This window comes from Streptomyces sp. NBC_00154 (assembly GCF_026342835.1).
Lineage (GTDB): Bacteria > Actinomycetota > Actinomycetes > Streptomycetales > Streptomycetaceae > Streptomyces.
Map to the genome: position 1 here is coordinate 3821520 of NZ_JAPEMI010000001.1, position 13839 is coordinate 3835358.

The 13839-nt window shown below is 71.2% G+C and carries 12 protein-coding genes and 1 pseudogene; 8 read left to right on the forward strand and 5 right to left on the reverse strand.

Features of this window, described 5'->3' with window-relative positions; genetic code table 11:
• Window positions 1–130 precede the first annotated feature (130 nt).
• The 4 genes from OHA03_RS17235 to OHA03_RS17250 form a co-directional block, all read right to left on the reverse strand.
• Window positions 131–982: a DMT family transporter gene (locus tag OHA03_RS17235; protein WP_267004726.1), complete on the reverse strand. Its 852-nt coding sequence runs from the start codon at window positions 980–982 to the stop codon at window positions 131–133.
• A complete protein-coding gene (locus OHA03_RS17240) occupies window positions 979–1506 on the reverse strand; it encodes a YbaK/EbsC family protein (protein WP_267004727.1) in 528 nt (175 codons plus the stop codon). Before OHA03_RS17240 ends, OHA03_RS17235 begins: the two co-directional genes overlap by 4 nt.
• A 72-nt stretch (window positions 1507–1578) precedes the next feature.
• On the reverse strand, window positions 1579–3219 hold the full coding sequence (locus OHA03_RS17245; RefSeq protein WP_267004728.1) for a penicillin-binding transpeptidase domain-containing protein: 1641 nt from the start codon (window positions 3217–3219) through the stop codon (window positions 1579–1581).
• Between the two features lie 133 nt (window positions 3220–3352).
• Window positions 3353–5131: a dolichyl-phosphate-mannose--protein mannosyltransferase gene (locus OHA03_RS17250; RefSeq protein ID WP_267004729.1), complete on the reverse strand. Its 1779-nt coding sequence runs from the start codon at window positions 5129–5131 to the stop codon at window positions 3353–3355.
• Between the two features lie 53 nt (window positions 5132–5184).
• On the opposite strand from OHA03_RS17250, the gene rsmI reads away from it, so the two are divergent.
• The 7 genes and pseudogenes from rsmI (at window position 5185) to OHA03_RS17285 (ending at window position 11216) form a co-directional block, all read left to right on the forward strand.
• Window positions 5185–6078: a 16S rRNA (cytidine(1402)-2'-O)-methyltransferase gene (gene rsmI / locus OHA03_RS17255; protein WP_267004730.1), complete on the forward strand. Its 894-nt coding sequence runs from the start codon at window positions 5185–5187 to the stop codon at window positions 6076–6078.
• Window positions 6079–6238: 160 nt separating this feature from the next.
• On the forward strand, window positions 6239–6631 hold the full coding sequence (locus OHA03_RS17260) for a hypothetical protein (RefSeq protein ID WP_267004731.1): 393 nt from the start codon (window positions 6239–6241) through the stop codon (window positions 6629–6631).
• A 32-nt stretch (window positions 6632–6663) separates the two neighbouring features.
• Window positions 6664–7530, forward strand: a complete 867-nt coding sequence (locus OHA03_RS17265) for a TatD family hydrolase (protein WP_267004732.1) — start codon at window positions 6664–6666, stop codon at window positions 7528–7530.
• A gap of 327 nt (window positions 7531–7857) precedes the next feature.
• Window positions 7858–7989 (forward strand): annotated as a pseudogene (locus OHA03_RS17270) (transglycosylase family protein); the annotation flags it as partial.
• A complete protein-coding gene (gene rsmA / locus OHA03_RS17275) occupies window positions 7986–8936 on the forward strand; it encodes a 16S rRNA (adenine(1518)-N(6)/adenine(1519)-N(6))-dimethyltransferase RsmA (RefSeq protein WP_267004733.1) in 951 nt (316 codons plus the stop codon). The pseudogene OHA03_RS17270 and the gene rsmA, both read left to right, overlap by 4 nt.
• Window positions 8933–9826 (forward strand): 4-(cytidine 5'-diphospho)-2-C-methyl-D-erythritol kinase, encoded by an 894-nt coding sequence (locus tag OHA03_RS17280; protein WP_267004734.1) that lies wholly within the window; start codon window positions 8933–8935, stop codon window positions 9824–9826. The genes rsmA and OHA03_RS17280 overlap by 4 nt, the downstream gene beginning before the upstream one ends.
• Before the next feature lie 73 nt (window positions 9827–9899).
• Complete coding sequence (locus tag OHA03_RS17285) at window positions 9900–11216, forward strand: acyltransferase (RefSeq protein ID WP_267004735.1); 1317 nt, start codon at window positions 9900–9902, stop codon at window positions 11214–11216.
• A 31-nt stretch (window positions 11217–11247) separates the two neighbouring features.
• Here OHA03_RS17285 and OHA03_RS17290 read toward each other — a convergent pair whose 3' ends face one another.
• Window positions 11248–11880: a lipoprotein gene (locus tag OHA03_RS17290; protein ID WP_267004736.1), complete on the reverse strand. Its 633-nt coding sequence runs from the start codon at window positions 11878–11880 to the stop codon at window positions 11248–11250.
• 99 nt (window positions 11881–11979) lie between these two features.
• Between OHA03_RS17290 and OHA03_RS17295 the strand changes: the two genes are divergently transcribed.
• Window positions 11980–13794, forward strand: a complete 1815-nt coding sequence (locus OHA03_RS17295) for an ABC-F family ATP-binding cassette domain-containing protein (protein WP_267004737.1) — start codon at window positions 11980–11982, stop codon at window positions 13792–13794.
• Window positions 13795–13839 lie beyond the last annotated feature (45 nt).

The window sequence follows — 13839 nt, forward strand, 5'->3', positions numbered from 1 at the left end:
GCCGGGTGGCCGCCGCCGGGCGGCATGCCTCTCGCGCACGGACGTGACAGGTGATCCTCGGGTGTCACGTCCGTTCAGGGCACGTGTGCTGCCGCCCGGGACCGGCGCCGCGTGCCCGGCGCCGGCGCGCTCAACTCGTGTGCAGCATCAGCCCGATCCCGATGACCATCAGCCCGGCCGCCGCGATGCGCGGTGCGCCGAACCGCTCCTTGAAGAACACCGTCCCTATCGCCGCGCCCACGATGATCGACGACTCACGCAGGGCGGCGATCGGGGCCAGCGGGGCCTTCGTCTGCGCCCACAGGACCAGCCCGTACGCGGCCACCGACAGGGCCGCGCCCAGCAGCCCCCGTGCCGCGAACGGCCTCAGCTGGGCGGCCAGTTGCCCGCGGCGGCGGCAGAGCGTGTACGCCGGGACGGCGAGCCCCTCCAGGATCATCAGCCAGGCGATGTAGCCGAGCGGGGTGCCGGAGGCCCGGACCCCCACCCCGTCGACGGTCGTGTAACCGGCGATCGCCAGCCCCGTCGCCAGCGCCGCTGTGATCGCCGGCCAGTGCGGACGGGTCTGCGAGCCGCGGATGCCCCAGAGCGCGACGCCGACGAGCCCGGCGCAGGCGACCGCCACGCCCGCCGTCGCCCAGCCGTCCGGCCGCTCGCCGACGAAGACCGCCGCGAGCACCGTCACCACCAGGGGCGCGGTGCCACGTGCGATCGGGTACATCTGGCCGAAGTCTCCGAGCGTGAACGATCGCATCAGCAGCGCCATGTAGGCGACGTGCAGGATCGCCGAGGCGATCAGATACGGCCACGCCTCCGCGGCCGGCAGCGGTGCGAAGCAGGCGGTGACCGCGCCGAGCAGCGCCCCGCCCCCGGAGATCAGGGTGAAGGAGAGCAGCTGGTCCTTGATGGCGTGTGCGATCGCATTCCAACTGGCGTGCGTGATCGCCGCGGCCAGGACCGCGACCACGACCAGCGGCGTCACTTCGTCTGCTCGCGCACGTCCACCACGGTGCCGCCGGCATGCCCGATGACCGTCTTGGGGTCGAGCGGGAAGACGGTGTGCGGGGTGCCCGCCGCGGCCCACACCACGTCGTGGTCGAGCAGCCCGCGGTCGGCCAGCACCCGGGTCTTCGTACGGTGGCCGAAGGGCGGCACCCCGCCGATCGCGTACCCCGTGGTCTCCCGGACCAGGTCGGCCCCGGCGCGCTTGACCTTCCCGGCGTCCAGTTCCCGTCGCACGAGCTCCACGTCGACCCGCGAGGAGCCGTCCATCAGGACCAGCACGGGCGCCCCGTCGGCCTCGAAGATCAGCGACTTGACGATGGCGCTGAGGTCGCAGCCGATCGCGGCGGCGGCCTCGGCGGCCGTACGGGTCGCCTCCGGGAAACGGCGGACCTCGACATCGAGGCCCAGCTCGCGCAGGGCTTCGGCAAATCGGGGGTGGGCTTCGGCAGCTGCGGCCTCAGGAGCTGCGGTGACGGGGGCCGTCGCGTCGGGAGTACTCATGCCCCGCACGCTAGCGGCCGCCCACCGGGGCACGCGATTCTGTTTCGGCCACCGGACCCCGGGTGGAGCACATCACGGCCCCGCGCGCAGCACCTGGGCCACCACCGGGCCCGCCGCGTCGCCGCCGTGGCCACCGGACTGGACGACAGCCGCGGCCGCGAGGTCGTTGCTGAAGCCGGTGAACCAGCTGTTGGACGTGGCCTGTCCGTCGACCTCCGCCGAACCGGTCTTGGCGCCCTTGTCGCCGCCGACCGAGGCCATCGCCGCCTTGCCGGTGCCCCAGCTCGCGGTCTGCCGCATCATGTTCGTCACCTGCTGGGAGACGGACGCGGGCAGCGAACGGGATGCGGTGGCCAGCTGCCGGCCGTCCAGCTCCTGCGGCACGAGGACCGGCTGCCGGAACGTGCCGTTGCGTGCGGTGGCGGTGATGGACGCCATGTTGAGTGCGTTCATCTGGATGGTGCCCTGGCCGATGTACTGCGCGGCGGCCTCACCGCCGCCGGCCTCGGGCACGCTGCCGTCGAAGGACGCGGTGCCGGTCTTCCAGTCGAGGCCGATCCCGAAGACGTCCCGGGCCTCCTTGGCGAGCGCGGCGTCGTCGTCCACCTCGTCGATCAGCTTGATGAAGGCCGTGTTGCAGGAGCGGGCGAAGCTGGTGGTGAGCGTGTCGGTGTCCGGGAGAGAGAAGTTCTCCAGATTGTGGAAGGTACGGCCCTGGTACATCACTTCCTTCGGGCATTCGACGGGGCGGTTCGCCGAGGCGAAGCCCTTCTCGATCAGCATCGACGCGGTCACGATCTTCATCGTGGAACCGGGTGCCTGCTTGCCGAGCATGGCCGCGTTGAAACCGGTCGCAGGGTTGTTGGCGACCGCGCGGATCGAGCCGGTGGACGGCCGGACCGCGACCACCGAGGCCTGGCTGTACTGCTTGACCGCCTTCTCGGCCGCCGCCTGGATATTCGCGTCCAGCGTGGTCTGCAGCTTGCCGGGCTTCCCCTTGGACAGCGTCAGCAGTGTCTGGTCCGGGGTGTCCTCGCCCGTGGACTCGATCCAGGTCTCTATGCCTGCGGTCCCGCCGACCTTCTCGCCGTACTTCTCGCGCAGCGCGTCCAGGATCGGCCCCAGCGACGGGTACTTCTCCTTCGTCAGCACCCTGCCGTTGTGGTCGAGCGCCTGGATCGACGGGGCGGAGGCCTCGCCGGTCTTCAGCGACTCGCCGTCCGCCAGATCAGGGTGGATCACCGAGGGCTTCCAGTCGACCAGCGCCCGGCCGGTGGTCAGGCCGCGCACGACGGTCAGTTCGGAGGAATACGACCAGGGCTTGGACTTCCCCTCGTAGCTCACGGTCGCCTTCACCGTGAACGGCACCGTCGTGCCGGTCGCCGGGCCCGGAGTGATCACCGCCTTGGTGACGTGGGCGTCGGCGCCGTATCCGCGCAGAGCCGGTTCGGCCTCGGCCGCGTTGTTGGTGAGCTGGGACGCGTCCGCCGCCTCGCCGGCCGCCCAGGCCTCGAGGAACTTCTTCGACGTCTCGCTGATCTCCGCCTTGCTCGGCGGCCCCGTCTTCACCGCGGCGGAGGCGGGGCCGCCGTCCGCTCCGTCGCCCCCGCCGCCCCCGAGCCCGTCGAGCACGTTGTACGCCCCGTACCCCACGCCGCCGACCACCAGCACGAACACTCCGCCGATCACGGCGACCTTCGCTCCGCTGCGCATCTGTGCAGTCCCCCTCCCCAGGAGGCTCTCTTGAACATGTTCAAGAGAGCGCTTGTGGGCACTTTACGGGACGGTAGTGACTCCAGGGGCAGTTGTTATCGGACCGCGACCGGAAGCAGTAGGAAGAGGCCGGTCAAATCCAGGTATCCAGCCACATGCGGTTGCGCCAGGAATTCTCCGGAATGGACATGCCCGTATACAGCGGCCAGAAATAGATGAAATTCCAGATGATCAGCAGGGCGAGTACGCCGACCGCGACCGCCCCCAATGTCCGTCGCCGTTCACCGGACGGATCGGCCGTCGCCAGGCCCAGTTCCCGCCTGGCCCCGGTGCCCGTCGCGGGCCCGATCATCGCACCGATCATCATCGCCACCGCGAGACAGAGGAACGGCACGAACACGACCGCGTAGAAGAGGAAGATCGTCCGTTCCTGGTAGAGGAACCACGGCAGCCAGCCCGCCGCCACACCGCAGGCGATCGCGCCCGCCCGCCAGTCGCGCCGGAAGAGCCACCGCCACAGGACGTACACCAGGGCGAAGCACCCGGCCCACCACAGCAGCGGTGTGCCGATGGCCAGCACCTCACGGGCGCACTTGCCGGTCTCCGAGGCCGTGCAGCCGTTCTGCTCCTCGTAGAAGTACGAGACGGGGCGGCCCAGGACGATCCAGCTCCAGGGGTTCGACTGGTACGTGTGGCCGGACGTCAGGTTCACATGGAACTCGTAGACCTGGTACTCGTAGTGCCACAGGCTGCGCAGCCAGTCCGGCAGCCAGGTCCAGCTGCCGCCCCTGCCGTCGGTGGTGGCCCAGTCCCGGTAGTAGCCGTGGTGGTCGGGATCGTTCCTGATGATCCAGCCGGTCCACGAAGCGATGTACGTCAGGATCGCGACCGGCACGGTCGAGACGAACGCGGGCACCAGATCCCGCCGGATCACCGCCCGGTACGGCTGGACGGCACCCGCCGTCCGGCGCGCGCCGACGTCCCACAGCACCGTCATCAGACCGAACGCGACCAGGATGTACAGGCCGTTCCACTTCGTGCCGAACGCCAGCCCCAGCGAGAGCCCCGCCGCGATCCGCCAGGGCCGCCACCCCAGCCGCAGCGTCTCGGCGATCCGCGCGTCCGGGCGCAGCACCCCCTGCGCGTCGACCGGCAGCGCCGCGGCGAGCCTGCGCCGCGCCCAGTCCCGGTCGATCAGCAGACAGCCGAACGCCGCCACCACGAAGAACATCAGCACCAGGTCGAGCAGTGCGGTGCGGCTCATCACGAAGTGCAGCCCGTCGACGGCGAGCAGCGCGCCCGCCAGACACCCCAGGAACGTCGAGCGGAACAGCCGCCGCCCGATCCGGCACAGCATCAGCACCGACAGCGTGCCGAGCACCGCCACCATGAAGCGCCAGCCGAACGGCGTGAACCCGAAGAGCTGTTCACCGAACCCGATGATCCACTTGCCGACCGGCGGATGCACCACATAGCCGGGCGCCGTCGGCACCGTCACCAGCGAAGGATCGGCCAGGATCGACTTGTCGACGTCCTTCGGCCAGGACCCCTCGTACCCCTGCTTGATCAGCGCCCAGGAGTCCTTGGCGTAATACGTCTCGTCGAATATCACCGCCTTCGGGCTGCCCAGATGCCAGAACCGCAGCACCCCCGCAACCAGCGTCACCAGCAGCGGCCCGCCCCAGGCCGACCACCGCACCAACCGCTCGGCGGTCGGCGGCGACACCCCCAGCACCGCCCACAACTGTGGTCCCGGCCGGTTGTACGGCGGGATCAGCCGTTCCCGCAGCCCGATACCGGGCCGCGGCGAATGGCCGAAGCGGCGCAGCCGCTGCTGCCAGGAAGGCGGCTCTTCGCCGTGCTGTTCCCCGGCGTCTTGACCCTGCTGGGCTTCGGGCGCAGTACTCGTCACCGCGCCATCGTAGGGAACGCATCTGTGCGACTGCTGTCGCCCGTGCTGGGAGGATGGCTGATGTGACTGGAACGACTGGAACGCTGGTACTCGCAGGGACCCCCATCGGCGACGTGGCGGACGCCCCGCCACGCCTCGCCGCAGAACTGGAGACGGCGGACGTCGTCGCCGCCGAGGACACCCGCCGGCTGCGCCGGCTGACGCAGGCGCTCGGCATCCACACCACGGGGCGTGTCGTCTCCTACTTCGAGGGCAACGAGTCGGCGCGTACGCCCGAACTCGTCGAGGCGCTGACCGGTGGCGCCCGGGTCCTGCTCGTCACGGACGCCGGGATGCCGTCCGTCTCCGACCCCGGCTACCGGCTCGTCGCCGCAGCCGTGGAGAAGGGCATCAAGGTCACCGCGGTACCCGGCCCGTCCGCCGTGCTCACCGCGCTCGCCCTGTCCGGGCTGCCCGTCGACCGGTTCTGCTTCGAGGGCTTCCTGCCGCGCAAGGCGGGCGAACGGCTCGGCCGGCTCCGCGACGTCGCCGACGAGCGCCGCACCATGGTCTTCTTCGAGGCCCCGCACCGGCTCGACGACACCCTCGCCGCGATGGCCGAGGTGTTCGGCGGCGATCGCAGGGCCGCCGTGTGCCGGGAGCTGACCAAGACGTACGAGGAAGTGAAGCGCGGCCCGCTGGCCGAACTGGCGGTCTGGGCGGCCGAAGGAGTACGCGGCGAGATCACCGTCGTCGTCGAGGGCGCGGCGGACGTGGCCGAGGAGCTGGACGCCGCCGAGCTGGTACGCAGGGTGCAGGTGCGCGAGGAGGCGGGGGAGCGGCGCAAGGAGGCGATCGCCGCTGTCGCCGCGGCCGCCGGGCTGCCCAAACGCGAGGTCTTCGATGCGGTCGTCGCGGCAAAGAACGCATCGCGGACCGGCTCTGCTGACGGCAAAGGACTATCGTAAAAAGCAAAGCGAGAGCCGCGCATCTGGCCCCTTTTGCCACGAGAAGGCCAAGACCGCTCCAATACTCGACAGGGCATGGTGCGCTCCCGCCGGTAAAGGCGTCCACTGAATCAGGGACGCATTCTCCGGAGTGCTTGTCCGGCGGACAAGAGGAGCAGGCATGAGCGAGACCGCAGCAACCACCGTGCATGAGGCGTATTCCTTCGCCTGCATGAGGTGCGGATACGGCTGGGAACAGGCCTACGAGATAGAGCACCACGTCGACGGTTCCAATAACGACTTCGTCATCTACAAGGCGAACGGGGAACGGGTCCCGTCACCCCTGTCCAGGCCCACCTGCACGAACTGCGACGGCCATGTGGTCCGGATCATGCGGTCCGGCCGGGTCTCGACCGTCCAGCAGCTTCTCGAGTCGCAGTACGAGACCGCGGGGCACACCGAGGACAGCGACGCCCGCGCACGCGAGGCGGTCACCGCATCCGCAGCCGCTCCGACGGCCGCGGGGCACCACTGGCACCTCTCCGACCTGCTGCACCCCTTCCACCGCAAGTGAGAGCGGCGCCACGGTCCTCGTACGATCGTGGCATGAGCCGTACGGAAGCCCCGCCACTGCCCGAACCCCTGCGGGTACCGGTCGCCGATTCGCACACCCATCTGGACATGCAGGACGCCACCGTCGAGGAGGGCCTGGCCAGGGCCGCGGCGGTCAACGTCACCACCGTGATCCAGGTGGGCTGTGACGTGCGGGGCTCGCGCTGGGCCGCCGAGACCGCGGCCGCGCACGCAGGTGTGTACGCGGCCGTGGCCCTGCACCCCAACGAGGCGCCGCGCATCGTCCACGGCGACCCGGAGGGCTGGTCCCGCCAGGAGGCGCGGGAGCCGGGCGGGAAGGCGGCCCTCGACGAAGCCCTTGCCGAGATCGACAAGCTGGCCGCCCTGGACCGGGTGCGCGGCGTCGGTGAGACCGGCCTCGACCATTTCCGTACCGGCCCCGAGGGCATGGCCGCCCAGGAGGAGTCCTTCCGGGCCCATATCGAGATCGCCAAACGGCACGGCAAGGCGCTCGTCATCCACGACCGCGAGGCGCACGCCGATGTGCTGCGCGTGCTCGCAGACGCGGGCGCCCCCGAACGGACCGTGTTCCACTGCTACTCCGGGGACGCCGAGATGGCCCGGATCTGCGCGGACGCCGGGTACTTCATGTCCTTCGCGGGCAACGTGACGTTCAAGAACGCCCAGCCGCTGCGGGACGCGCTGGCCGTCGCGCCGATCGAGCTGGTCCTGGTCGAGACGGACGCGCCGTTCCTCACCCCCGCCCCGTATCGCGGCCGACCCAACGCGCCGTATCTCATTCCCGTCACGCTCCGTGCCATGGCGGAGGTGAAGGGGGTCGACGAGGACACCCTGGCGTCGGCGATCAACGACAACACGGCTCGCGCGTTCGATTACTGACAGATCGCGCCGTGACGGTGCGCGGTCGCGCCGCTTTGGAGAGTGACCGAAACTCCACTATCGTCCCGGACGCCCATCGGGCGACCGGGACGAACGGACCTTCTGGAGCGTCGTGATCAATGCGCAGGGCAGTCACCGTGCGGCACCGGGCAGGGAAGATGCGGGAGATGTGGCGGTGGCGACACCGCCGACCGTCCCCGCGCCCCTGTCGTTCCACGAGGAGCAGACGCTCGTCGCCCCCTGGCCGGTCCACGATCCGACCGTCGTCGACACGCCTGCGGCGCCGCCCGTCCCGGCCGCCGCCCCAAGGGTCGGCGGCCCCCGCCCTGGCAGTCACTCGGCGGCAGCGGCCGCCCGCAGGACGCCCCGGCGTCCGAGCAGACGTTCCGGGCGAAGAAGCTGTACCTGCAACGGGGGGCGAGCCCGTGGCCGCATTGCGGCCGTAGGCTTACCGGGTGAGCACCACAGAGCCCGACGCCCTCCTGGGCCCCGCAGACATCCGCGAGCTGGCCGCGAAGCTGGGGGTACGCCCCACGAAGCAGCGCGGTCAGAACTTCGTCATCGACGCCAATACGGTCCGCAGGATCGTACGGACCGCGGAGGTCCGTCCGGACGACGTGGTGGTCGAGGTCGGACCCGGTCTGGGCTCGCTGACCCTGGCGCTGCTGGAGGCGGCGGACCGGGTCGTCGCCGTCGAGATCGACGATGTGCTGGCGGCGGCGCTGCCGGCCACGGTCCAGGCCCGGATGCCGGGCCGCGCGGACCGGTTCTCGCTGGTCCACTCCGACGCGATGCTGGTCACGGAGCTGCCGGGCCCGCCGCCCACCGCCCTGGTCGCCAACCTGCCGTACAACGTGGCCGTGCCGGTCCTGCTGACGATGCTGGAGCGGTTCCCGACCATCGAGCGGACCCTGGTCATGGTGCAGGCCGAGGTCGCCGACCGGCTGGCCGCCCGGCCGGGCAACAAGGTCTACGGCGTGCCGTCGGTGAAGGCCAACTGGTACGCGGACGTCAAGCGGGCCGGGTCCATCGGCCGCACGGTGTTCTGGCCGGCCCCGAACGTCGACTCCGGTCTGGTGTCGCTGGTCCGGCGCGCCGAGCCGATCACGACGACCGCGAGCCGGGCCGAGGTCTTCGCGGTCGTCGACGCGGCGTTCGCTCAGCGCCGCAAGACGTTGCGCGCCGCCCTGGCCGGCTGGGCCGGTTCCGCGCCGGCCGCCGAGGCGGCCCTGGTCGCGGCCGGGATCCCGCCGAAGACGCGGGGTGAAGCACTGACCGTCGAGGAGTTCGCGGCCATCGCCGAGAACAAGCCGGCGGCGGACTCGTCGAGCGAGAGCAAGCCCGGCGCGGACGAGGCCGCCGGGAAGAAGTCCAGCGGGAACGAGTCCACCGGGAGTGGCGAGTGAGCGTCACCGTTCGCGTCCCCGCCAAGGTCAATGTGCAGCTCGCGGTCGGCGCCCCGCGCCCCGACGGCTTCCACGACCTGGCGAACGTCTTCCTCGCCGTCGGCCTCTACGACGAGGTCACCGTGACCCCCGCCGACGCGCTGAGCGTCACCTGCTCGGGCCCGGACGCCGCGCAGGTCCCGCTGGACGCCGGCAACCTCGCCGCCCGCGCCGCGATCGCGCTCGCCGACCGCCACGGCATCGCTCCCGACGTGCACATTCACATCTCCAAGGACATCCCCGTCGCGGGCGGCATGGCGGGCGGCAGCGCCGACGCCGCGGCCGCTCTGGTGGCCTGCGACGCCCTCTGGGCCACCGGCGCCACCCGGGACGAGCTGCTCGCCATCTGCGCGGAGCTCGGCAGCGACGTGCCGTTCTCCCTGGTCGGCGGCGCCGCCCTCGGAATCGGCCGCGGCGAGCAGCTGACCCCGATCGACGTCGGCGGCACATTCCACTGGGTGTTCGCGGTCGCCGACGGCGGGCTCTCCACCCCGGCCGTCTACGGGGAGTTCGACCGGCTCACCGCGGGCACCGACGTCCCCGCACCGGAAGCCTCGCCGGCGCTCCTCGACGCCCTGCGCACCGGCAGCACCGATGTGCTCGCGAAGGCTCTCTCCAACGACCTGCAGCCCGCCGCGCTCTCCCTGCGGCCCTCGCTCGCCGACACCCTCGCCGCGGGCACCGGGGCGGGTGCGCTGGCCGCACTGGTCTCGGGCTCCGGGCCGACCACCGCGTTCCTGGCGGCGGACGCGGAGGCGGCGCGCAGGATCGCGGACACGCTGCGGACGTCGGGGACCTGCCGGACCGCGCGGGTCGCGGTGTCCCCGGCGCCGGGTGCCACGATCGTCTGACCGCGGGTACTCAGACGGGAATTGAGTACGGTCGCGCTGCCGCCCCCGGGGCGTCGGGCGCGACCGTACCCGTATGGGATCAAGTGTTCGTGAACTGGCCGGGGCCACGCCCGCCACCCGGGACCGGTACATCGACCTGCTGCGTGTCGCCTCGCTCGGGACGGTCGTCCTCGGGCACTGGCTGATGGCCGCCGTCACCGCCGACGGCGTCGGCAACCTGCTCGCCGTCGTCCCCGGCCTCCAGCTGCTGACCTGGGTGCTCCAGATCATGCCGGTGTTCTTCTTCGTCGGCGGCTTCTCGCACGCCCTGTCGTACCGCTCCCTCTGCCGCAAGCAGCCCGCCGGCTCGACGGACTCCGTGTACTCGGCCTTTCTCCGGGCCAGACTGCAGCGGCTGCTGCGCCCCACCATGGTCTTCATCCTGGTCTGGGGGACGGCCGCGCTGATCGTCCAGCTGCTCGGCGGGGGCGGCGGGCTGACCGGGGTCACGCTGCGGCTGGTGGCCCAGCCGCTCTGGTTCATCGGGATCTATCTCGCGATGGTGGCGTTCACGCCGCCGCTGCTGAAGCTGCACGACCGGTACGGCTGGGGCGCCTTCGCCGGGCTTGCCGCGGCGGCGGTCGCGGTCGACGTACTGCGGTTCGCCGCAGGTGTCCCGTACATCGCGTTCCTCAACTTCGCGTTCGTCTGGCTCGCCGTGCACCAGCTGGGCTTCCTGCGCGCCGACGGCCGCATCCGCCGCCCCGCGCTGCTGGCCGGCCCCGGCCTGGCCGCCGCGGCCGCACTGGTCGCGTTCGGCCCGTATCCGCTCTCCATGGTCGGGATGCCCGGCGAGAAGATCAGCAACATGGCACCGCCGACGCTCGCCCTGCTCTGCCACGGCCTGTGGCTGGTCGGCGCGGTCGAGCTGCTGCGTGGCCCCGGCGCCCGGCTGGTCGCCCGCCCGCGGGTGTGGCGCGGGGTCGTCGCGGCCAACGGGGTGGCGATGACCGCGTTCCTCTGGCACCTCACCGCGATGCTCGGGGTGTACGGGGCGATGATCGCCCTGGACGTCCCGCTGCCCGAGCCGGCGACCGGTGCCTGGTGGGCGCAGGTGCCGGTGCGGATCGCGGTGGCGGCAGCCGTCACGGCGGGGCTGGTAGCCGTCTTCCGCACGTTCGAGCGGCCGGTCTCCGCGGTGCCGGGGAAGGGCTCCGGGCCGGTGTCCGCACTCGGTGTGACGCTCTGCCTGTTCGGGGTGCTCGGGGTGTCGATGGTCGGGTTCGGCGGGCTGCTGGAAGGTCATACGGCGGTGCTGATCGCCGTACGGGTCAGCGCCCCGGCGGCCGTCGCGACGGCGCTGTGCGGCTGGCTGCTGGTGGAACGGGCGGGGCGCCACCGGTCGGGCTGACCACGGGCGCCGGACGGGGCGTACGTACGGCTCAGCCGAGCCGTACGGTCCGCTTCGCCAGCTCGTACGCCGGGAGCATCTCCTCGTACTCCTCCGAGTCCAGCCCGCCCAGGTGCACCACGACCGGCCCGTGTGGGGTGGAGACGGCGAACGCCCGCTTCTTCCGGGGCCCGTCGAGCAGCTCGCTGCTGACGGTGTACCCGACCTCGGTCGCGGGAAGGGTGCCGGCCTCGGTGTCGGTGTACGTGATCTTGCCGGCGTTCGGTTCGTCGGCCAGGAACGCCTCCAGGACCTGGCGCGGGGTGCGGTCGGTACGGTCGCCGGTCCACACACGCAGGAAGCCGATGCTCCCGGCGGGTTTCGCGTCGATCTCGCAGACGAGCGTGACCGGGCCCTGTCGGGCCAGCTCCTTGAGAGCCTCGTCCTCGCCGAGCTGCACGGCCTCCGGCTTCCAGGAGGCCGCGAGGTCGAAGGTGACGGGCAGGGCGCAGGCAGAACCGGAGCCTCCGACGCTGCCGCCCTTCATCGCGCTCTCTGCCGCGGCCCGCGGCTTCGGCGCCGCCTTCCCGCCGTCGTCCTGGGCGGACGACGTGCAGCCGGTCACCGCCACCGACACCGCCGCCAGCACCGCCGTGACCGTGCCCCGTACCGAATTGCGCACCACCGAAGTCCCCTGTCCCCGTCCTTGATCAATCGCCGCACGCTAACCCACCCGCGTGGCGACTACCCTGGGATGTCGATCGATCCCCCAGTCAGGAGTGAAATGGCCGTCAATCTGGTCAATGTCGAGCAGGTCAGCAAGGTGTACGGCACCCGCGCCCTGCTCGACGGTGTGTCCCTCGGTGTGTCCGAGGGGGACCGGATCGGTGTCGTCGGCCGTAACGGCGACGGCAAGACGACCCTCATCCGGATGCTCGCCAAGCTGGAGGAGACGGACACCGGCCGCGTCACCCACAACGGTGGCCTGCGTCTGGGTGTCCTCACGCAGCACGATTCGCTCGACCCGAAGGCAACGGTCCGCCACGAGGTCATCGGCGATCTCGCCGACCACGAGTGGGCGGGCAACGCCAAGATCCGTGACGTGCTGACCGGGCTCTTCGGCGGGCTGGACCTGGCCGGCTTCGAGCACGGCCTGGACACCGTCATCGCCCCGCTCTCCGGCGGCGAACGGCGCCGGATCGCGCTCGCCAAGCTCCTCATCGCCGAACAGGACCTGATCGTCCTCGACGAGCCGACCAACCACCTCGATGTCGAGGGCATCTCCTGGCTGGCCCGGCACCTGCAGAACCGGCGCTCGGCGCTGGTCTGCGTCACCCACGACCGGTGGTTCCTCGACCAGGTCTGTACGCGCATGTGGGATGTCCAGCGCGGCACGGTCCACGAGTACGAGGGCGGCTACAGCGACTACGTGTTCGCCCGGGCCGAGCGGGAGCGGATCGCCGCGACCGAGGAGTCCAAGCGGCAGAACCTGATGCGCAAGGAGCTGGCCTGGCTGCGGCGCGGCGCCCCCGCCCGTACGTCGAAGCCGCGCTACCGCATCGAGGCGGCCAACGAGCTGATCGCCGATGTGCCGCCGCCGCGCGACACCAGCGAGCTGATGAAGTTCGCCAACGCCCGGCTGGGCAAGACCGTCTTCGACCTGGAGAACGTGACCGTCCAGGCCGGACCCAAGACGCTGCTCACCCACCTCACCTGGCACCTCGGCCCCGGCGACCGGATCGGTCTGGTCGGGATCAACGGCGCGGGCAAGACCTCACTGCTGCGGGCGCTCGCCGAGGCGGCCCGCACCCAGGGCGAGGCGCAGCCGGCGGCCGGGAAGATCGTCGTCGGAAAGACCGTCAAGCTCGCCTACCTCTCCCAGGAGGTCAGCGAGCTCAACCCGAACCTGCGGGTGCTGGAGGCCGTGCAGCAGGTACGGGACCGGGTCGACCTGGGCAAGGGCCGGGAGATGACCGCGGGCCAGCTCTGTGAGCAGTTCGGCTTCTCGAAGGAGAAGCAGTGGACCCCGGTCGGCGACCTGTCGGGCGGTGAGCGGCGCCGGCTGCAGATCCTGCGGCTGCTGATGGACGAGCCGAACGTCCTCTTCCTCGACGAGCCCACCAACGACCTCGACATCGAGACCCTGACCCAGCTGGAGGACCTCCTCGACGGCTGGCCGGGATCGATGATCGTGATCTCCCACGACAGGTTCTTCATCGAGCGGACCACGGACCGGGTGATGGCGCTGCTCGGTGATGCCACGTTGCGGATGCTGCCGCGCGGTATCGACGAGTACATCGAGCGCAGGCGACGGATGGAGGAGGCGGTCGTGCCCCCCTCGGCGCCCACCGCGGCGAAGGAGACCCCGGCCGCCGCCGCGGTCTCGCCGCAGGCCGCCCGCGCCGCCAAGAAGGAACTGCAGAAGATCGAGCGGCAGCTCGACAAGATGTCGAGCAGGGAGACGACCCTGCACGCGCAGATCGCCGACAACGCCACGGACTTCGAGAAGGTGGCGAAGCTCGACGCGGAACTGCGGGAACTGGTCGTGGAGCGAGACGAGTTGGAGATGCGCTGGCTGGAGCTTGCCGAGGACGCCTGATCGCTGACGGACCGTCGGTGTGACCGGTGGGGCCTGTGGGGCGGG

What these genes read in the sequence shown, in the direction of transcription:
- OHA03_RS17260 (WP_267004731.1), top strand. Translation starts at nt 6,239, where the DNA reads ATGAGCGAGACCGCAGCAACCACCGTGCATGAGGCGTATTCCTTCGCC.
- OHA03_RS17265 (WP_267004732.1), top strand. Translation starts at nt 6,664, where the DNA reads ATGAGCCGTACGGAAGCCCCGCCACTGCCCGAACCCCTGCGGGTACCG.
- OHA03_RS17285 (WP_267004735.1), top strand. Translation starts at nt 9,900, where the DNA reads ATGGGATCAAGTGTTCGTGAACTGGCCGGGGCCACGCCCGCCACCCGG.
- OHA03_RS17240 (WP_267004727.1), bottom strand. Translation starts at nt 1,506, where the DNA reads ATGAGTACTCCCGACGCGACGGCCCCCGTCACCGCAGCTCCTGAGGCC.
- OHA03_RS17295 (WP_267004737.1), top strand. Translation starts at nt 11,980, where the DNA reads ATGGCCGTCAATCTGGTCAATGTCGAGCAGGTCAGCAAGGTGTACGGC.
- rsmI (WP_267004730.1), top strand. Translation starts at nt 5,185, where the DNA reads ATGGCTGATGTGACTGGAACGACTGGAACGCTGGTACTCGCAGGGACC.
- OHA03_RS17245 (WP_267004728.1), bottom strand. Translation starts at nt 3,219, where the DNA reads ATGCGCAGCGGAGCGAAGGTCGCCGTGATCGGCGGAGTGTTCGTGCTG.